Origin of the sequence: Bradyrhizobium roseum, assembly GCF_030413175.1 — a bacterium.
Taxonomy (GTDB): domain Bacteria; phylum Pseudomonadota; class Alphaproteobacteria; order Rhizobiales; family Xanthobacteraceae; genus Bradyrhizobium; species Bradyrhizobium roseum.
Window position 1 is genome coordinate 7013456 of the sequence record NZ_CP129212.1, and the last position, 19227, is coordinate 7032682.

General features: G+C 64.5%; 17 protein-coding genes. 7 read left to right on the forward strand and 10 right to left on the reverse strand.

What is annotated here, in order from left to right; translation table 11 throughout:
- Positions 1-39: 39 nt before the first annotated feature.
- The 3 genes from QUH67_RS33225 to QUH67_RS33235 are packed head-to-tail and all read left to right on the forward strand — an operon-like array spanning position 40 to position 3117.
- Positions 40-1107 (forward strand): acyl-CoA dehydrogenase family protein, encoded by a 1068-nt coding sequence (locus tag QUH67_RS33225; protein WP_300944147.1) that lies wholly within the window; start codon positions 40-42, stop codon positions 1105-1107.
- A gap of 31 nt (positions 1108-1138) precedes the next feature.
- The gene (locus tag QUH67_RS33230; RefSeq protein ID WP_300944149.1) at positions 1139-2299 is read left to right on the forward strand and encodes an acyl-CoA dehydrogenase family protein; all 1161 of its coding nucleotides are present in this window, start codon (positions 1139-1141) and stop codon (positions 2297-2299) included.
- A 17-nt stretch (positions 2300-2316) separates the two neighbouring features.
- Entirely contained in the window at positions 2317-3117 is an 801-nt protein-coding gene (locus tag QUH67_RS33235) for an enoyl-CoA hydratase/isomerase family protein (RefSeq protein ID WP_300944150.1), read from the forward strand.
- 118 nt (positions 3118-3235) lie between these two features.
- Here QUH67_RS33235 and QUH67_RS33240 read toward each other — a convergent pair whose 3' ends face one another.
- From QUH67_RS33240 to QUH67_RS33255, 4 genes are all read right to left on the reverse strand, one after another.
- Complete coding sequence (locus tag QUH67_RS33240; protein WP_300944151.1) at positions 3236-3988, reverse strand: VOC family protein; 753 nt, start codon at positions 3986-3988, stop codon at positions 3236-3238.
- A 1-nt stretch (position 3989) separates the two neighbouring features.
- Positions 3990-4784: an enoyl-CoA hydratase gene (locus tag QUH67_RS33245; RefSeq protein ID WP_300944152.1), complete on the reverse strand. Its 795-nt coding sequence runs from the start codon at positions 4782-4784 to the stop codon at positions 3990-3992.
- 188 nt (positions 4785-4972) lie between these two features.
- Positions 4973-6139 (reverse strand): ABC transporter substrate-binding protein, encoded by a 1167-nt coding sequence (locus tag QUH67_RS33250; RefSeq protein ID WP_407080497.1) that lies wholly within the window; start codon positions 6137-6139, stop codon positions 4973-4975.
- A 201-nt stretch (positions 6140-6340) separates the two neighbouring features.
- Complete coding sequence (locus tag QUH67_RS33255) at positions 6341-6754, reverse strand: VOC family protein (RefSeq protein WP_300944155.1); 414 nt, start codon at positions 6752-6754, stop codon at positions 6341-6343.
- Positions 6755-6845: 91 nt separating this feature from the next.
- Here QUH67_RS33255 and QUH67_RS33260 point away from each other — a divergent pair, with 91 nt between their 5' ends.
- From QUH67_RS33260 to QUH67_RS33270, 3 genes are all read left to right on the forward strand, one after another.
- Positions 6846-7634 carry a thermonuclease family protein gene (locus QUH67_RS33260; protein WP_300944157.1) on the forward strand — a complete coding sequence of 263 codons (789 nt, stop codon included), beginning with the start codon at positions 6846-6848 and terminating at the stop codon, positions 7632-7634.
- A 99-nt stretch (positions 7635-7733) separates the two neighbouring features.
- Positions 7734-9221 carry a M48 family metalloprotease gene (locus tag QUH67_RS33265; RefSeq protein WP_455423966.1) on the forward strand — a complete coding sequence of 496 codons (1488 nt, stop codon included), beginning with the start codon at positions 7734-7736 and terminating at the stop codon, positions 9219-9221.
- A 172-nt stretch (positions 9222-9393) separates the two neighbouring features.
- Complete coding sequence (locus QUH67_RS33270) at positions 9394-9921, forward strand: hypothetical protein (protein ID WP_300944159.1); 528 nt, start codon at positions 9394-9396, stop codon at positions 9919-9921.
- A gap of 326 nt (positions 9922-10247) precedes the next feature.
- Here the strand turns inward: QUH67_RS33270 and QUH67_RS33275 are convergent, their stop codons facing one another.
- The 6 genes from QUH67_RS33275 to QUH67_RS33300 all read right to left on the reverse strand — a co-directional run bounded on the left by QUH67_RS33275 (position 10248) and on the right by QUH67_RS33300 (position 18333).
- Positions 10248-10691: a hypothetical protein gene (locus QUH67_RS33275; protein ID WP_300944160.1), complete on the reverse strand. Its 444-nt coding sequence runs from the start codon at positions 10689-10691 to the stop codon at positions 10248-10250.
- A gap of 607 nt (positions 10692-11298) precedes the next feature.
- Positions 11299-12102 carry a CarD family transcriptional regulator gene (locus QUH67_RS33280; RefSeq protein WP_300944161.1) on the reverse strand — a complete coding sequence of 268 codons (804 nt, stop codon included), beginning with the start codon at positions 12100-12102 and terminating at the stop codon, positions 11299-11301.
- Between the two features lie 414 nt (positions 12103-12516).
- On the reverse strand, positions 12517-12855 hold the full coding sequence (gene fdxA / locus QUH67_RS33285; RefSeq protein WP_300944163.1) for a ferredoxin FdxA: 339 nt from the start codon (positions 12853-12855) through the stop codon (positions 12517-12519).
- Between the two features lie 137 nt (positions 12856-12992).
- Positions 12993-13262, reverse strand: a complete 270-nt coding sequence (locus QUH67_RS33290) for an RNA-binding S4 domain-containing protein (RefSeq protein WP_300944165.1) — start codon at positions 13260-13262, stop codon at positions 12993-12995.
- A gap of 14 nt (positions 13263-13276) precedes the next feature.
- The gene (locus QUH67_RS33295) at positions 13277-16792 is read right to left on the reverse strand and encodes a helicase-related protein (protein WP_300944166.1); all 3516 of its coding nucleotides are present in this window, start codon (positions 16790-16792) and stop codon (positions 13277-13279) included.
- A 650-nt stretch (positions 16793-17442) separates the two neighbouring features.
- Complete coding sequence (locus tag QUH67_RS33300) at positions 17443-18333, reverse strand: DUF3108 domain-containing protein (protein WP_407080380.1); 891 nt, start codon at positions 18331-18333, stop codon at positions 17443-17445.
- A gap of 436 nt (positions 18334-18769) precedes the next feature.
- Between QUH67_RS33300 and rpmB the strand changes: the two genes are divergently transcribed.
- Entirely contained in the window at positions 18770-19078 is a 309-nt protein-coding gene (rpmB, locus tag QUH67_RS33305; RefSeq protein WP_300944167.1) for a 50S ribosomal protein L28, read from the forward strand.
- Positions 19079-19227 lie beyond the last annotated feature (149 nt).

The following is a 19227-nucleotide window of genomic DNA, read 5'->3' on the forward strand; positions in this document are numbered from 1 at the left end:
CGCGAGGCCGGGCGGTGCCAAACAATTTCGGGGAACGCTGTGGCGGAGAGTGACAACATCGTTGCCGAGACCGCGGAGAAAATCTTCGCCGATCTCGCCGACGCGCAAACCATCAATCGCGACACGAAGGGTGAGTGGAAAGCGCCGCTCTGGCAGGCGCTGACCGAAGCCGGCCTGCCGCTGTCCTGGGTCAGCGAAGATTGCGGCGGATCGGGCGCCTCGCTCGCCGAAGGTTTCAGCGTGCTGAGCGCGGCCGGCCGCTTCGCGATCGCGGTGCCGCTGGCCGAAACCATGCTGGCCGGCTGGCTGCTGTCGCAGGGCAAAATCGCCTCGCCCGACGGCGAGATGACGGTGGTGCCTGCGAGCCCGAAGGACAAGATCACGCTCAATGCCGACGGCAGCCTCTCCGGCAAGGCGCGTAGCGTGCCGTTCGCCAAGGCGGCGAAACATTTCGCCGTGCTTGCAAGCGACGCCAAAGGCAGCGTCTCGATCGCGCTGGTCGATGCCGCAAAGTGCCGGATCGAGGCCGGACTCGGCCTCGGCGGCGACGATTCGGACACGGTGACGCTGGACAAGGTGCAGCCCGCTGAACTCAAGCCGGCGCCGAAAGGTTTTGACCAGACCCGGCTGATGCTGATGGGCGGCGTGGCGCGCAGCTTGCAGATTGCCGGCGCGCTGGAATCGCTGTTGGAAATCTCCGTGCGCTATTCCAACGAACGCGTCGCCTTCGAGAAGAAGATTTCGAAGTTCCAGGCAGTGCAGCACAACCTGGCACGGCTCGCCGGCGAATCGGCGGCCGCCCTGGCGGCGGCCACCTCGGCCGCGGACGCCGTGGCAAACACGAAAGAATTCAACGACGAGGTGTTTCTCGAAGCCGCGGCAGCCAAGATCCGCTGCGCGGAGGCGGCGGAGAAAGGCGGCGGCATCGCCCATCAGGTGCATGGCGCGATCGGCTTCACCAGCGAGCACATCCTGCACCGCTATTCGCTGCGGGCGCTGGCCTGGCGCGACGATTTCGGATCCGAAAGCTACTGGGCGGTCGAACTCGGCAAGCTGGTCTGCGACCGCGGCGCCGATGAACTATGGCCGCTCGTCGCCTCGCGCTGACCTCAACACTGATCAAGTCGAGACCACATCCATGACCGCAGCCCTTCGTTTCGATCCGATCCGCCTGCCGGAAAAATGCGAGCAATTGCGCAAGGAAGTGCGCGCCTTCCTCGCCGAGGAAATCGCCGCCGGCACTTTCGACCCGCACAAGCCGAACCGCGAAGACACCGACGTGCCGGAATTCTCCCGCAAGGTCGGCGCGAAGGGTTGGCTCGGCATGACCTGGCCGAAGCAATATGGCGGCCACGAGCGCTCGTTCCTTGAGCGGTATGTGGTGACCGAGGAAATGCGCGTGGCGAACGCGCCGACGCGGCGCTTCTTCGTCGCCGACCGCCAGAGCGGCCCGGTGCTTTTGAAATATGCGCCCGAGCACATCAAGATGGACATCCTGCCGCGCATCTGCCGCGGCGAGGTGTGTTTCGCGATCGGCATGAGCGAGCCGAATTCCGGCTCCGACCTCTTCGCCGCAAAAACCCGCGCGACCAAGACCGACGGCGGCTATCTGATCAACGGCACCAAGATCTGGACCTCCTCGGCCCATATCGCCGACTACATGATCGCGATCTTCCGGACCTCACCGTCGACCAAGGAAAACCGTCGCCACGGCCTGACGCAGTTCCTGGTCAAGATGAAGCAGCCGGGCATCCAGGTGAACCCGATCAGCCAGATCACCGGACAAAAAGAATTCAACGAGGTGGTGTTCACCGATTTCTTCGTGCCCGACGATCACGTGCTCGGCGAGATCGACGGCGCGTGGAAGCAGGCGACCTCCGAACTCGCCTATGAGCGAAGCGGCCCCGAACGCTTTCTCGAAACCTATTACGTGCTGACCGAACTGGTCCGCGCGGTGGGAAACAACCCGGATACCCGCAGCGCCGAAGGCATCGGCCGGCTGGTGGCGCAGGTGCACACCATGCGGCGCATGTCGGTGTCGGTGGCCGGCATGCTGCAGGCCGGCAAGGAGCCGGTGGTGGAGGCCTCGATCGTCAAGGACATCGGCACGGTGTGGGAGCAGCAATTGCCGCATCGCGTCCGCGATCTCGCCGCCTTTGTCGAGGAAACCGCCACCAACCGCGAGACGCTGGAAAAGCAGCTCGACTTCGCCATCAAGACGGCGCCCAAGCTGACGATCCAGGGCGGCACCACCGAGGTGCTGCGCGGCATCATCGCCCGCGGGCTCGGTCTGCGCTAATTCAACGAGGAAACCCAATGACCAAATACACTGATATCGGCGTCGAGAAGCACGGCCATGTCGGCCTGATCGAAATCCGCAAGCCCCCGCTGAATTTTTTCGACGTCGCGCTGATCAACCAGATCGCGGACGCGCTGGAAGAGTTCGACAACGACGTCGAGATCCGCGCCTCGGTGCTGGCTGCCCAGGGCAAGGCGTTCTGCGCCGGCGCCGATTTTTCCGACCCGAAGCGGAAGGAACAGGAAGAGGAATCGCAGAAAGACCCGGCGGCGAACCTGCCGATCAACCATCTCTACGTTCAGGCCGTACGCATCTTCCGCAACAAGAAGCCGGTCGTCGCGGCCGTTCACGGCGCTGCCATCGGCGGCGGACTGGGCCTGGCGGTTTCGGCGGACTTCCGCATCACCTGCCCGGAAGCGCGCTTCGCCGCCAACTTCACAAAGCTCGGCTTCCATCCCGGCTTCGGCCTGACCGCGACGCTTCCCGAACTGGTCGGCAAGAACAATGCGGAACTGATCTTCTACACCAGCCGCCGCGTCACCGGCGAGGAAGCCACGCGCATGGGCCTTGCCAACCTCTGCGTGCCGCAGGACCAGGTGCGGGCCGAAGCGATGAAGCTCGCCGCCGAAATCGCCGAGTGCTCGCCGCTCGGCCTGATCTCGACCCGCGCCACCATGCGCGCCGGCCTTGCCGACCGCGTGCTCGCCGCGACCAACCACGAACTGGTCGAACAGAACAAGCTGCGCGCGACGGAGGATTTCAAGGAAGGCGTCAAGGCGACCGCCGAGCGCCGCGTCGCGAATTTCAAGGGACGGTAAGCTCGCGCTCGTCATTCCGGGATGCGCCGCAAGGCGCAGGCCCGGAATCCATCTTTCAGCGAGCGTGCGGCTCGTTGGATTCCGGGCTTGCGCTTCGCGCGCCCCGGAATGACGGTCATCACGCCACCAGCTTGAATGTCACGCCGCAGAGATCAAAACTGTCGCCTGATACCTTGCAGCCCTTGGCCTTCGCCGCATCGCGCACCCTGGCGATATCGGCCACCTTGAACGTCAGCCCGCTCATCAGGTCGCTCGCGCCCTTGACGAAGCGGAAGATGGCGTTGGGCAATTTCAGTTCCGTGTCACCACTGACCGCAACGCCCAGGATTTTCCCCCAATGCCCGGCGAGGCCCTGCGGGTCCGGGCTTTCCATCTCGACTTCCGTCAACGCCAGCGTCACGTCTTTGCGGATCGCCTTCTGCCAGTCCGGCCCTGCCGGCGGATAGGGCCCCAGCACGTCGTCGCTGCCGGTCGTGTGGTTGAATTCGATGAACGCGGCACGGCAATCGCGCGGGTGCAGTTGCACGCCGTGATAGGGCGCGTGCGTGATCACGTTGGCGGTGCGCACGCCGATATCGTTGGCGTGCTTGCCGCGCGCGTCGGGATCGTCGCAGCAGAAGATCGCCATGTAGCCGCCACGGCCGCCGGTCTTGTCGATAAAACGTCCGGCCGCGGTCCCCGGCTGGAACGGCGCCACCACTTCCAGCAAAATCGTATCGACCGGCAGCAGCGCGTTCTCAAGGCCGTATTTCGCGACGTTACCGTCGCGGTAACAAACGGTGAGGCCCATGATTTCGGATATGTCCGAAATCGCAGGTGCGAGATTCGGCGCCACCAGGCAGATCTGCCGCAGCCTGAGATAGCCAGCCATCTCAGTGGCCCCCGAACACCGGCTTGCGCTTCTCGACGAAGGCCTTGGCCGCTTCCTTGTGGTCGGCAGTTTCGCCCGAGCGCGAATGATGGATGGCTTCCGCGTCGAAGCAGGCTTCCAGCGTCATCGTTTCCGCGTTGTTGATGTTGCGCTTGATGTAGCCCAGCGTCACCGAAGGTCCCTGCGCCAGCGTCATCGCGAGATCGCGCGCCTCGGCCTCGATGTCGGCGTCCGGCACCACCTTGGTCACCATGCCGAGATTGTAGGCTTCGGTCGCGCTCAGTACCGGCGAGGTCAGATAGAGCTCGCGCGCTTTCGCGCTGCCGAGCATCTGGGTGAGGAAGTAGGTGCCGCCGTAATCGCCCGACAGTCCGACTTTGGCGAACGCCGTCGTGATCTTGCAGGAGGCACTGGCGACGCGCAAATCGCAGGACAGCGCGATCGAGAGGCCGGCACCGGCCGCAGCACCGTCGAGCTGCGCCACCACCGGCTTCGGCATCTGGTGCAGCAGGCGCGATACCTCCATGCCGCGGCGCAGATTGGCCATCTTGGCCTCGAACGGCAACGGCGCCCGGCCCTCGGCCATCGACTTGACGTCGCCGCCGACGCAGAACGTGCCGCCGGCGCCCTTGATCAGCACCGCGCGCACCTCGTGGTCCTCCACCGCACGCCGCGCCGCCTCCACCAGCCCGCGCGTCATGTCCGGATTCAGCGCGTTGCGCCGGTCGGGGCGGTTCATGGTGATGGTGAGCAGGCCGGAGTCGAGATTCTGGATGACCATTTCATTTGCGCTCATGGGTGGTGCTTTCAGTTGTTGTTGTTGGTTGTCGTAAATTTCGACCGGTGCCTGAGGGTGGGTTAGCGTAGCGTAACCCACCCTAATCTGGCGGCTCGGATAGTCCGGCGGTGGGTTACGCCTTCCGCCTTCGCCCTGCGAGCTACGGCGGACACGTCGGCTAACCCACTCTCCGAACTACGAAGCCTCTATTTCTTCACCAGCGGACAGCGCGAGGCTTCCAGCGGCTGGAACGCCTCGCTGCCGGGGATCGTGGCCAGCAGCTTGTAGTAATCCCAGCGCGCCTTCGATTCAGACGGCTTCTTGACCTCGAACAGATACATGTCGTGCACCATGCGGCCGTCTTCGCGGATCTTGCCGTTCTTGGCGAACATGTCGTTGACCGGCGTCTCCTTCATGACCTTCATGACCGCCGCCGCATCCGTGGTGCCCGCGGCTTTCACCGCTTTCAGATAATGGCCGACGGAGGAATAGACGCCGGCTTGGGCTGCGGTCGGCGGCCGCTTGACGCGCTCCGCGAAACGCTTGGAGAACGCGCGCGTATCGTCGTTGAGGTCCCAATAGAAGGCCTCGGCCAACAACAGGCCCTGCGCGGTCTCCAGCCCGACGCTGTCGATGTCGGTCGTGAAGGCCAGCAACGGTGACAGTTTCTGGCCGCCGCTTCGCATCAGCCCGAATTCGGCGGCCTGCTTGATCGCGTTGATGGTGTCGCCACCGGCATTGGCAAGACCGATGACCTTGGCCTTCGAGCTTTGCGCCTGCAACAGGAACGAGGAGAAATCCGACGTGTTGAGCGGATGCTTGACGCTGCCAAGCACCTTGCCGCCGGCCTTCACCACCACATTGGTGGTGTCCTTTTCCAGGTCCTGGCCGAACGCATAATCGGCGGTGAGGAAGAACCAGGACTCGAAACCGGACTTGACGGTGGCAAGCCCGGTGACGTTGGCCTGTCCGAACGTGTCGTAGGCGTAATGCACGGTGTAGGGACCGCAGGCCTCGTTGCTCAGGCGAATCGAGGCCGGGCCGGAATACATCACGATCTTGTTGCGCGCCTTCGCGATCTCGCCCGCGGCCAGCGCGGTGGCGGACGCCGCCACGTCGTACAGCATCTCGACACCCTGGTTGTCGAGCATGTCGCGCGCGATGCTGGCGGCAAGGTCGGCCTTGTTGAGATGATCGGCCGCGACGATCTCGACCTTGCGTCCCAGCACCTCGCCGCCAAAGTCCTCCACCGCCATCTTCGCGGCGGTCTCCGAGCCCACGCCGGTGATATCTGCATAAAGCCCGGACATGTCGAGAATGCCGCCGAGCTTCAGCGGCGGCTTGCTTTGCGCCGATGCGGCGGTCGCCGACATCGCGAGTACCGCGGCGACGACGGCTGTTGTTGTTCTCTTCAAGTAGGCCTCCCTGTGCGCGCCGCATTGCCTGCGGCTTTGAATTTTCGGCGCGATCATGCCGCATGGGGTCGGCAGCGGCAAGGCGCGGGAGAAGCCGGATTCGATAGTGTTTTCCGTTGAACGGAATGATCGGCATCGCTCGCGCAGGATGGGGTAGAACTATCCCAACAGCCCCTTCCCCGGCACGTGGTTGAGCTCGAGCCTGATGCCATCAGGGTCCTCGAACAGGATCGAATAATAGCCCGGTGCCCACTGGTCCTCGCGCGGCGCGCGGATGATGTTTGCGCCGAGCGTCTGAAGAAAACGATACAGTTCGTCGACGTCGGCGCGCTCGCGGGCGCGGAAGCAGAGATGATGCAGGCCGACGCGCTTCTGTTCGAACACGGCGCCTTCGTGCTCGGCAGACGGCGCGCTGATGCCGACCGCGGTCCGGCCGCCAACGCAATAGTAAGTCGTCTCGGTGTCGATCACGGGCTTCAGCCCGAGGAACGGCAGCAATTCACGATAAAATTCGCGGGACCGCTGATAGTTGGAAGCAGTGAGGAAAACATGCGCGATGCCGTTGACTTCCATGATCTCCCCCCTATCTCCCCGTGCGGCAATTCCAGGTAGCAGCGCCGTCGATGATCGATCATACAGGACAAGCGGCGCGGAGTGCAGCGGCATGAAGCACGTGGGATGGCAACGAAGTGCGGCGCTCGCGGCATGCGTCGCGGCACTTGCACTGCTGATAATCGCCGAACGCGCAGATGCGGCCGAATGCACGCTGGAGCGGCAGGGCGAAGGGCGCGTTGCCGCGATCGTCGACGGGCGCAGCCTTCGCCTCGAAGACGGTCGGGAAATCCGCCTCGCCGGCATCGAGCGTAGCGAGGCCGACAGGGCCAGCGGCAGGACGGCCCTCGCCGCCATCGCTGATGGCCGCGAGGTGATGCTGCATGGCGATGACGACGCGCCGGATCGCTATGGCCGCCAGAGCGCCTTTGTGTTCGTGGCCGGATCGCAACACTCGGTGCAAAGTGAACTGCTGCGCCGTGGCGCGGCGTTGGCCTCCATTGATATCGCAGACAAAAATTGCGCTGCCACCTTGGCCGAAGCCGAGCGCGCGGCGCGCGACGCCAAATTGGGCATTTGGGCGCGGCCCTCGGCCATAAAAAACGCGGAAAGTTCGGGCGATATTCTGGCCGCGATCGGGCACTTTGCGGTCGTCGAAGGAAAGGTTCTTTCGGTTCGGCAGGCGGGGGCAACCACCTACCTGAACTTCGGGCGAAACTGGACACGAGACTTTGCGGCGACTATTCCAAGGCGCATCACGCCGGCGTTTGAGAACGCCAGCCTTGGGCCTAAGTCGCTCGAAAATAAACGAATTCGTGTCCGCGGGATCGTCTCGTCGCGGGGAGGACCGCGGATCGAATTGCTTCGGGTGGGGCAGGTTGAGGTGCTGGGCGGGACATAGCGCTTGATTCGGAGACTGGGCACCGGTTTTCATGTGGGTCAAACGCAACAAAGGGATGAGATCGACGGTTCGAACCGGATCGTGGATCCAGAGGCTGATTTGACGCATCGTGCAAAACCGCGCGAAGGAAACATCGGCTGCCGCCTTCTGGCAGCGTCGGCGCTGCTATGCGCCGCGCTGGCGCTTTCTGCCTGTGGAAATCTGGGAAAGCTCGAGACCGCCGCTCCTGCCGTACCGACGCCGAAGCCGAGCCGCGCCGTCGCGCAGACGCCTGCCAGCGAGCGCGAACACGAGCGCATCCTCGCCTCCTATGGTGGCGCCTATGAAGATCCGAAACTTGCCATCCTGATCGGCAAGACGGTCGACCGGCTGGTCGCGGCCTCGGATCGGCCCGAACAGGCCTACCGGGTGACCATCCTCAACTCCGGCGCCGTCAACGCCTTCGCGCTGCCGACCGGCCAGCTCTACGTGACGCGCGGCCTGATCGCGCTCGCCAGCGACACTTCCGAATTGTCTTCGGTGCTGAGCCACGAGATGGCGCATGTCATCGCAAAGCACGCCTCGATCCGGGAAGACCAGGCGCGGCAGGCGGCAGTCGTGACCCGCGTCGTCACCGACATGAGCAACGACCCCGATCTGACGGCGCTGGCGCTGGCGAAAACCAAACTGACGATGGCGAGCTTCTCGCGCGCGCAGGAGTTCGAGGCCGACGGCATCGGCGTCGGCATCGCCGCCCGCGCCCGTTTCGACCCGTATGGCGCGGCGCGCTTCCTCGCCTCGATGGAACGAAATGCCGCGATGAAGGCCGGCAAGACCTCGCTCGATCCCCGCGCGCAGGACTTTCTTTCCTCGCATCCGGCGACGCCGGAGCGGGTGCAGAATGCGCAGGCCAGCGCGCGGCAATACGGCTCGCCGCAGGGCGCCGAGCGCGACCGAGAGACCTATCTCGCCGCGATCGAAAACATCGTCTACGGCGAGGACCCCAGCGAAGGCTTCGTTCGCGGCCGTCGCTTCCTGCACCCAAAACTCGGCTTCACCTTCCTGGCTCCCGAGACATTCACGCTGGATAACACCGCGCAAGCGGTGATCGGCGTACGTGATGGCGGCACCCAGGCAATGCGCTTCGACGTGGTGCGCGTGCCGGGCGAACAGTCACTGGCCGATTATCTCAACTCGGGATGGATGGAAGGCGTCGACAAGGGGTCGACCGAAGACCTCATGATCAACGGCTTCCCGGTGGCAGCTGCGAACGCCACCGGCGACCAGTGGCAGTTCAAGGTCTACGCGCTGCGCTATGGCAGCGACGTCTACCGCTTCATCTTCGCCGCCAAGCAGCGCAACACCGAAAGCGAGCGCAACGCGCGCGAGACGGTGAACTCGTTTCGCCGCCTCACGCTGGAAGAAATCCAGGCCGCGCGCCCGCTGCGCATCAAGGTCATCACGGTGCAGCCCGGCGACACCGTGGAATCGCTCTCCCACCGCATGACCGGCGTCGATCGTCCCGCCGAACGCTTCCGCATTCTCAACGGCCTCGACCAGCACGCCCAGGTCAAGCCGCGGGACCGCGTGAAGATCGTGGTGGATTGAGGCGGCGGCTGAACAGACCGGGCGCTGATCACATGCCCTGAAACCGGGCTTGGGCGCTGTCCCAAAAAGAACACGTTGTCTTGATTGTTCTCGGCCAAGCCAAGTTTCACCGAAACGATTTTCGGACCGGGAGTTTTCTTTGTACATTCGCGTTATTGCCGCCATCGCGGTGATGGCATCGGCTTCGGCCGCGTTCGCCGATGAAATCAGCGATGCTATCGATCAGGCCCGCAAATCCTACCAGTCTGGCGACTTTGGCAACGCCAAGCAGTCGCTTGACCTCGCCTCGCAACTCGTCGCTCAGAAGAATGCCGAGAGGTTCGCCGCCCTGATGCCGGCGGCATTGTCCGGGTGGAAGGCCGACGACGTCGAAACGGCGGCCGGGGGCGGGTACGGGCTTGGGGGATCATCGGCAAGCCGAACCTATACCAACGCGAAGGATGAGCAGGTCAACCTGAAAATTACCGGCGATTCCGCCCTGATCAATCAGTACGCGGCGATCATCGCCAATCCGATGATCGCCGGGATGGCAGGCAAGATCGTGCTGATCGGCAAGGAGCGGGCTATCCAGGACAAGAACGGCGACATCAACATGATCGTCGTCAACAAGTACCTGATAACGGTGGATGGGTCCGCCCCTGCCGCGGCCAAGCTCGGCTACGCGCAGGCCATCGACCTGGCCAAGCTGGCCAAATTGTAAGCGCGAATTGCCGGAGCCTTCTCCGTTCCGATTTAGTCGGGAACGGAGCTCCGGATTCTCGTTTTGACGCGTTTTCTCGACGCGAACCGGTTTCCCGTTCGCTGGGAAACGCTCTTGCCAGATGCCTGCGCAACACCGGCGAGCGACGTCGGTACTGAATTCGCTGTCGCGTGTACGGGCCGTCGTCGATGCCGCGCTTTGGTTTGCGGCGTATGGGCGTTGACGGCCGCCGACAGTCCGAACAGATCAACGTCCGGCGCATCGCTTATCGTGGATCCGCACGCTTCTTTCCTTCACCCGCAAGGGCGAAGGAAACAATGCTTCGCCTACTCGGTGCTCACGCGCGCGCGCCAGCGCGATTCAAAACTGTCGTCGTCGAGCATCCGCGCCTGCGCATCCATTGGATTGCCGCGCTTCTCGGTGACGACGCCGACGGTCGTCGCAGTTGGCCTGGCTTGCGCAGCCTTGACGTCGGCAGGCGTGAGGTTGCCAGCCTTGACGTCGACAGTCTTCGCATCGACCGCCTTCGCTTGAGCCGCCTTCGGCTGCGCCGCTGCAGGCCAGCGCAACGACGCCTTTGCGATCACGGCCCTGCCGGCATACCAGCATTTACGTCCATCGATTAGGCGCCAGGACCAATGCCCTTGCGTCTTTCCCGGTGAAGCACTGCATTCCCTGATCGGCGCCTTGGCTTGCGCCGTCGGCACCACGGTGGGCACCAGCGACGCAATGCAAACGGCGAACACGAACGCCGGAATCTGTCCTTTCATCGAATCCCCCTTACGGTTGATCTTGATGTGAATCGGACAGTCGCCTGCAAATCCGGTTTCATGAGGTCCGAAATCGGGCCGGCCTCCATGCGAACGCCCTCAGATCGCCGCGATGACGTGGCCGCTTGAACAGCGCCGCTGACGAATCATGCCCGCACGCATGCGTCGCGACGAACAGAAGCTGCGCGCGCCGCTATCTCCAGCGATGAATAGAATAACCCGTGGCCGGCAGCGCGACGCGCGATTGGGTTCCGTCACGACATCGCCGACGAACCGTTGCGGCAACCAGATTCTCACATGCGGATGACCGGAACGGATTGCCCGCTCAAGCGTCATTTCTTCGGGAAACGCACTTGCAGCGCTGGGAGGGCGGCATGGAAAACTTTCTGCTTTTCGTCCTGTCGAGCAGCTTCTGCACGCTGGTGACGGGAATCACGCTCTTGCTGCGGCCGTTGTTCGGCACGCCCTGAACAGGCGGGAACCGGCGATCCTTCACGGAACCCTGTCGTCCGTTCCTGCTGTGAGTACACACTGCCCGCGGCATTGATGACTGCAACAAAAAGCCCGGCACTTCGGCCGGGCTTTTATCTCAATCCGTCGAACCCTTTCAGGCGGCTTCGTCCGCCACGGCGGCGTCGTCGCCATCGGCCTCGACATCGGCCTCATCGGCTTCGCCGCCCTCGGCCGTCTCTGTCTTGGCGCCCCGGCGCGGGCTCTTGGCGAGCTGGCCTTCGATTTCCTTGACCGCTTCGGTCTCGGTCGAATGCTGCACGACCGCGATTTCGCGCGACAGCCGATCGAGCGCCGCTTCATAGAGCTGGCGTTCGGAGTAGGACTGCTCGGGCTGCGATTCCGAACGATAGAGGTCACGGACCACTTCGGCGATCGCGACGATATCGCCCGAATTGATCTTCGCTTCGTATTCCTGCGCCCGGCGCGACCACATGGTGCGCTTGACGCGCGCGCGGCCCTTCAGGGTTTCAAGCGCCTTCTTGACCAGCGCCGGCTCGGACAGTTTGCGCATGCCGACATTGGCGACCTTGGCGGTCGGCACGCGGAGCGTCATCTTGTCCTTCATGAAGTTGATCACGAACAGTTCGAGCTTGGCGCCCGCGATTTCCTGCTCCTCGATCGCCAGGATCTGGCCGACGCCATGGGCCGGATAGACCACGAATTCATTGGCCTTGAAGCCCTGACGCTGGGTCACGACCTTCTTGGGCTCCTCGACGCGCGGCGCGGCCGCAACCGGCTTGGCGGGGGCCTTCGGCGCAACGACAGCGGCTTTCGGGGGCGCAGCCTTGACAGGGGCCTTCGGAGCGGGAGCCTTCACAGGAGCCTTCGGAGCAACTTTCGACGCAGTGGTCTTGGAAGCCGTCGCTTTCGCGGCAGTCTTGGCAGTCTTTTCTGGCATTGCGCTTCTTTTGTTCTTTGAGGACTTTGTGGCCGCAGCCTTCCCGGCCACCTTTACGGTCGCCTTGGCACGGCCTTTGGTTGCGCTGCGGCTGGCCGGAGCGGCTTTTTTAGTGGTCTTGGAAGCACTCTTTTTACGCGTTTTCTGTGACACAGCCTGCGCGCGGAACTGCCACGCCCCTGTTCGATGTTTTGCGGGAACCCACCGGGGCCACATGGTACGCATGGCCAGGATCGGCTTATAATGTGCCGAATATAGCACATTTTCCGCAAAAATCAATGATTTACGCCGGGTTCCGGGCCCTTCCGGGACCGTTTCCGCCACAAGTCGAAGAACAGGGTTAAATCCGGCAAGCTGTTTCGGTTCAGTTTGGAGCCGAAAACAGCCTCAACAGGCCCCTAACTTATCCACAAGCTAGTCGCCGGAACCGGGCTCCTTGGAAAAATATTTCTCAAACTTGCCCTCCACACCCTCCATTTCTTTCGCGTCGGGTGGGGATTCCTTCTTCTGGGTGATGTTGGGCCAGCTCTTGGCGTACTCGCTGTTGACCTCGAGCCACTTCTCCAGCCCCGGCTCGGTGTCGGGCTTGATGGCATCAGCGGGACATTCGGGTTCGCAGACGCCGCAGTCGATGCATTCGTCGGGATGGATGACCAGCATGTTCTCGCCCTCGTAGAAACAGTCGACGGGGCAGACCTCAACGCAGTCGGTATATTTGCATTTGATGCAGGCTTCAGTGACGACGTAAGTCATCCAGGACTCCGAATAAGGCTCCGAACGAGGCAGCGAAACGGATCAGTTTTCCGGGGGTTGCGTAGCGCATGCGATGGGCTGCCGCAAGGGAAGCAAACCCGGGATTTTACGGCTCGCCGCCCGCTCCGTGCACTTAATCACGCCTTGTCGTTCTGCAAATCGTCGTAGAGCACGCGCGCCGCCGACGCATCGCCGCGCCGCTCGCAAAATCCGGTCACCTTGAGAACGCGCACCGTGCGATCGAGCGCGATGGTGAGCACATCGCCGACCTTGACCGCATGTCCCGGCGCCTTCTCGCGCACGCCGTTGATGCGGACGTGGCCGGACTCGACGAGGGCGGCAGCAGAGGTGCGGGCCTTCACCACCCGCGCGTGCCATAGCCATTTGTCGAGACGCTGCCGCTCCAACGACCTGCCCGTGATTACTCTTTGCGATTGCCGGCGAGCTGTTCCTTCAGCGCCGCCAGTTTTGCGAACGGCGAATTGGGATCGGCGGGACGATCGCGGTCGCGCGGGCTCGCGCTGGTCGCCCACTGGCGATGCGAGGGACCGCTGTCGCGCTTGTCGCGGCCACCCTTGTCGCGTCCGCCGAAATCACGGCCGCCGCGTTCGCCCTTGTCGCGGCCACCGCCACCCTTGTTACGGTCGCCGCCCTTGTTGCGATCTCCGCCGCCCTTGTTGCGATCGAATTTGTCGCGGCGATCGCCGTCGCGGCCCTTGCCTTCAGGACGCTCGCGGGGCGGACGCGCTTCCGCGGCCGGCGCGCCCTCGACAGCCGCCGCCGGCGCAGCCGTGGCGTCGGCCGGCGCACCCTCACGGGGTTTGCGGAAATCGTTGCGGCGGCCGCGGCGATGACGCTGCTCGCGCGGCGCGCCATCGGCGCCTTCGCCGCCGGCTGCCGCCGCCGCGCCTTCGGCCGGGCGGGCGTGATGACGCTGACGGTTGCGGTCGTGGTGCGGGCGGCGCTCCTCGGAACGGCCGCCGGGCCGCCAGACTTCGACGAGCACCGGCTCAGCCGGCGCATCGGGTTTGGCGTCCGCAGCCGATGCTTCGGCGGCCGTTGCTTCGGCCGCTGCGGTCTCGGAGGATGCGGCCTCGGATGGTGCGGCCTCGCTGGCAGCAGGCTCTGCGGCAGCTTCAGGCGCGCTTGCCGTCTCGGTCTGTTCCACAGGCGCTTCGATGGCCGGGGCTTCAGCGGCAGGCTCCGCTGCCGCTTCGACGGGCGCAGGTTCAGGCGCGGCGGGTGCTTCGTTGACCGGCGTGACGTGCGGCAGCAGCGAGGACGACGGCGCGGGATCGCCGGAGATCGGCAGATCGGCGGCAACTTGTTCCGCGGGCGCTTCTGCCGCGGGCGCTTCTGCTGCCGCCGGAGTTTCTGGCGTTGTCTCCACCGTCGCTTCGGCGCTGGCCTCGACCGGCGGCGTTTCGGCGGCGACGGTTTCGACAACCACCTCAGGCGCGGGCTTCGGCGGCAGCGGCGGACGCTTGTCCATGCGGTAGCCGAGCGCGCGCAGGATCGAGGCAAAATCCTCGCCGGCCGATCCGGTCAGCGAGGTCATTGCCTGCGTGACGACAAAGCCGCGACCATCGAACGCGCCGGTCGGCTTCTCGCCGGGCGAAGTTTCGCGCCACGCCAGCGCGGGACGAATGAGATCGGCGAGCCGTTCCAGAATGTCGACGCGCACGGCGCGCTCGCCGCACTGCCGATAGCCGAGCACGCGATAGGCGTCGCGATGCAACGCCTTGTCGACCGGGAAAGACGTGCGGCCCGAGCTCGCCAGATGCTGCGCGCCCGACAGCGCCGACATGTCGACATTATCCTGCTTCTCGGCCCACAGCAGCGACGCCAGCGCGCGCGCGGCAGGCTTCAAAAGGCCGGGGAAATAGATGTGATAGGCGCCGAAGCGGACGCCGTATTTGCGCAAGCTGGCGCGCGAAGCCTGGTCGAGATCCTTCATCTCGGCGGAGATCTTCGAACGCTCCAGCACGCCGAGCGCCTCGACCAGCTGGAACGCGATGCCGCGGCCGATGCCGGTGATGTCTTCTGCCTTGGAGAGACCGAACAGCGGGCCGAGCAGCTTTTCGATATGCGTCTTCAGCCACAGGTCGAGCCGCGCCTGCACGGCCTCGCGCGGCGCTCCGGAGAGACGGTCGTCGGCGATGATGCGGATGCGCGGATGCAGCGCGTCTTCGGCCGCGACGAGCTTTGCCACCGCATCGCCGGTCCAGCGGATGGTGCCATCGGACGCCAGCACGAACTGGTCGTCGGGCGCCGCACCAAGCTTGGTGGCGCGCGCGTCGATCTCGCCGGCGAGCACCTGCTGCGCCGCCGCCTGCAATGCCTTGGCGTCCGAGCCGGCTTCAGCCGCATCGGGCGCAAATGTAAATCCGTCGAGCCGGCCGATGGTGTGGCCTTCCACAATGACTTCGCCGGTCTTGCCAATTTCCGTATTCAAAACACTGTTCTCCCGCAGGCGGCGCATCAATACACTGGTCCGCCGGTCAACGAAACGCTCCGTAAGCCGTTCATGCAGCGCATCGGATAATTTATTTTCGATCTCCCGCGTCATCCCCTGCCAGTGTTCGGGGTCGGAAAGCCAGTCCGGGCGGTTGGCGACGAAGGTCCAGGTGCGGATTTGCGCGATCCGCCCCGACAGCGTGTCGATATCGCCGGTGACGCGGTCGGCCTGGTCGACCTGGGCAGCGAACCAGGCGTCCGGTATGCGGCCCCTCTTCATCAGGAATGCATAAAGCGTGGTCACCAGCTCGGCATGGGCGGCGGGCGCCAGCCGCCGGTAGTCCGGGATCTGGCAGGCGTCCCACAGCCGCTCCACGGCATCCGCGCCGTGGGCCATGTCCCTGACCTCGCCGTCGCGCGCGGCGTGATCGAGCACGCGCTGGTCCTCGGCGATCGGCGCGCGGGTCAAAACCTCGTGTCCCGGCGGCAGCGCCAGCGCCACCTGCAGGCTGCCGAGCGAGGCGAAATCCAGCTTCGAATTCCGCCACTGCAGCATTTTGACGCTGTCGAAGGTGTGGTTCTGCAGCGCGTTGACGAGCTCGGGTTCGAACGGCGCGCAGCGGCCCGTGGTTCCGAAGGTGCCGTTGCGCGTCGCGCGGCCGGCGCGGCCGGCGATCTGCGCGAACTCCGACGGGGTCAGCCGGCGGAACTGGTAGCCGTCATATTTGCGGTCGGAGGCGAAGGCGACGTGGTCGACATCGAGGTTCAGCCCCATGCCGACGGCGTCGGTGGCGACGAGATAATCGACGTCGCCGTTCTGGAACATTTCCACCTGCGCATTGCGCGTGCGCGGGCTGAGCGAGCCCAGCACGACGGCCGCGCCGCCGTGCTGGCGGCGGATCAGCTCGGCGATGGCGTAGACTTCATCGGCGGAGAACGCGACGATGGCGGTTCGGCGCGGCTGGCGCGTGATCTTGCGATCGCCGGCGAATTCCAGCTGCGATAATCGGGGCCGTGTGATGATGGAGGCGCCCGGCAGCAGCCGCTCGATGATGGGGCGCATCGTCGCAGCTCCCAGCAGCAGCGTCTCGTCGCGGCCGCGGCGATGCAGGATGCGGTCGGTGAAGACGTGGCCGCGCTCGAGATCGGAGGCGATCTGGATTTCGTCGACGGCGAGAAAACTCACGTCGAGGTCGCGCGGCATCGCTTCCACGGTCGAGACCCAGAAGCGCGGGTTCTTCGGCTTGATCTTCTCCTCGCCGGTGATCAGCGCGACGCTGTTCACGCCCGCGCGATCGACGATCTTGTTGTAGACCTCGCGCGCGAGCAGCCGCAGCGGCAGGCCGATGACGCCGCTTGAATGCGCCAGCATCCGCTCGATCGCCAGATGCGTCTTGCCGGTGTTGGTCGGCCCGAGCACGGCGGTGACGCCGGCGCCTGGCGCGCGATCGGTCGCGAACGTAGAGGGGGAGAAGGCCATGTGGTGCGGGTGTTTCTTCTGACTGCCGTCGCTCAGATTCGGTGCCAGACCTCATCCGGGGGAGCCGCGCGAGCGGCGTCTCACAAGATGAAAGGCACTGGCCGGGCCTGCATGGCTCGAGACGGCGCTAACGCGCCGCCTCACCATGAGGGTCCATCCTCTCAGGAGCGAAGCCTTTCTGGTCGCCCGGCGTCAAATCGGCCGAATCTGTTTCATTCTGCGACGGCGATGCGGTCGCGGCTTAAGCTCTGGAACGAGTCTGGAACGAAACGCGCCCGAATCGCTGACTCCTCCCGAAACCCGGTACGTTCACCGCAACATCTCGCGCTGAAGCGCCTCGGGTGATACTAGATCAAGTTTATGCGGGCTCCACAAGCGGCGCTGAGAGGGCGGAATCGTTAACGGACGGAGTCGAATCAGAAGTGGTCGGGAGTCAACATGAATCGTGGCGGTTGTGTCGGTCATGTTGCTGCGGCGAGCGGTCTTCATCCTCCCCTGGAGGGGGAGGATCGGTTCGCATGCAATGCGAACCGAGGTGGGGTGACGCTCTCTCCACGTCCAACAGTGCCCGAGTGGAGAGATCGCCCACCCCGTCACGCATCTTGCGATGCGTGCCGACCCGCCCCCTCGAGGGGCGGGTGAAGAAAATCTCAATTCGTCTTCGCCACCCTTGGCGGCGTCGCCGAGGTCACGAACGATGTCGCTTCCAGCATGGCCTGGCCGAGCGGGGTCGGGATGGACATGCGGAAGGGGACCAGGATCCTGGTGCCGGCGATCGGCACGAAGGCGATCTCCATCCGCCGTTCGGTGGCGAGGTACTTGATCACGGGGCGGTCCGGGATGAAGCCCGCGACCGGGGTGAAATAGACCGCGCAGACCACCGCCGGGCCGTGATAGCCGCGCTCGGCCTTGACCGTTTCCATGCGCTTGTAGTCGAGCTTGAGGTCGTAGCGCATGCGGCCGTCGAAGATGCCCGCGCCGGTGCGGCAGGAATCGGGCGACAGCAGCTCGCCGTTGCCGTTCACGCGCAGCATCGAGCCGGTCATGGGATCGAGCACGCCCTTGCGGTGCGCCTCGGTGACGACCACCCGGTCCGGATCGACCGGCGGCGCGGGATCGATGGAAAAATCCTTCACGGTGCCGTTGGTCAGCACCATGCGGATGGTTTCGGACTTCTTCTGCGTGGTGGTGGTGGCGGTATAGGCGTTGGCCACCAGCGCGCCGTTCACCACCCTGCCCTGGCTGGCGCCAGAACCGTTGCCGCCGGAAAACGCCTTCAGCAGCCCGGCGGTGCCGCCCTGGGCCGCGGCGGAGAACGCGTCGTCGCCGATTTCGATGGTCCAGGCGCCCTTGCCGACCGGGATGCCGGCCAGCGTCGCCTCATACTTGGCTTCCAGCCGGCCCTGCGCGGCGGCCGCCTGCGGCGCCAGCGCCGATAACCCGGCCGCGCACAAGCCGAGCCCCAAGCTGGAGGCGAGCGAAACGGCGTGTTTGGCGGTCAGCACTGGATTGTCCCGGGATCGGCGCGGATGGCTGTTCATTTAGGCAGTCGTATCCAGCAAACAACGCGCGGGCTTTCGCGAAACCGCACCCAGACCCGTCATCGCCTTCAGCCGCGCACAAAAGGCCCGAGGGTCTGCTACCTGTTCAACCCTAGATGTCGGCGGCGATTGCGCCCTTTATATGATGGCCTAAGTGGCTGGAACCCCTTATAAACCGGCCAAATGGCCGACCCCGTTTTCAAGGCGGCCCTGCCCCGGACGTGATCCGGGATGGGCTTCCGATTCGCGTGAAGAAAGCGCGTCAAAAACAGGCTTGGAACCCCGGCACGGCGGTCCAAACCGCCCCAAAAACCTTGACCGGCTGGCCTTCTCCCCCTATACGTCCGCGGTTCCTGAAAATGGACGCGATTTTGGACCCCCGCGGCGCCCGCGAGAAGCGGCTTGGCCATGGCGGGGATGGAAGAGGATTTGAAAAATGTCCCGGCGCTGCGAACTGACGGCCAAGGGCCCGCAAGTGGGCCACAAGGTGAGCCACTCGAACATCAAGACCAAGCGGCGCTTCCTGCCCAACCTGGTCAACGTCACCTTCATCTCGGACGCGCTCGCCCGCAACGTGCGCCTGCGCGTCTCGACCAACGCGCTGAAGAGCGTCGACCACAATGGCGGCCTCGACAAGTTCCTGCTGAAGGCCAAGGCCGACCTGCTCTCGCCCCGCGCGCTGGATCTCAAGCGCGCGATCGAGAAGAAGGTCGGCAAGCCGGTGTTCGAGAAGAAGGCGGGCTGAGCGCGAGCTTAAATCGGCGGATCGGAATTAGCGGCCGGGTCGGATGACCCGGCCGCTTTCGTTTGCGGGGACTTCTGAAGCCGAATTGAGCTACCTGCGAGATTCAGCGCGGGGCAAAAATGGCGTTCGCAGTTTGCCTAACTGCAAGG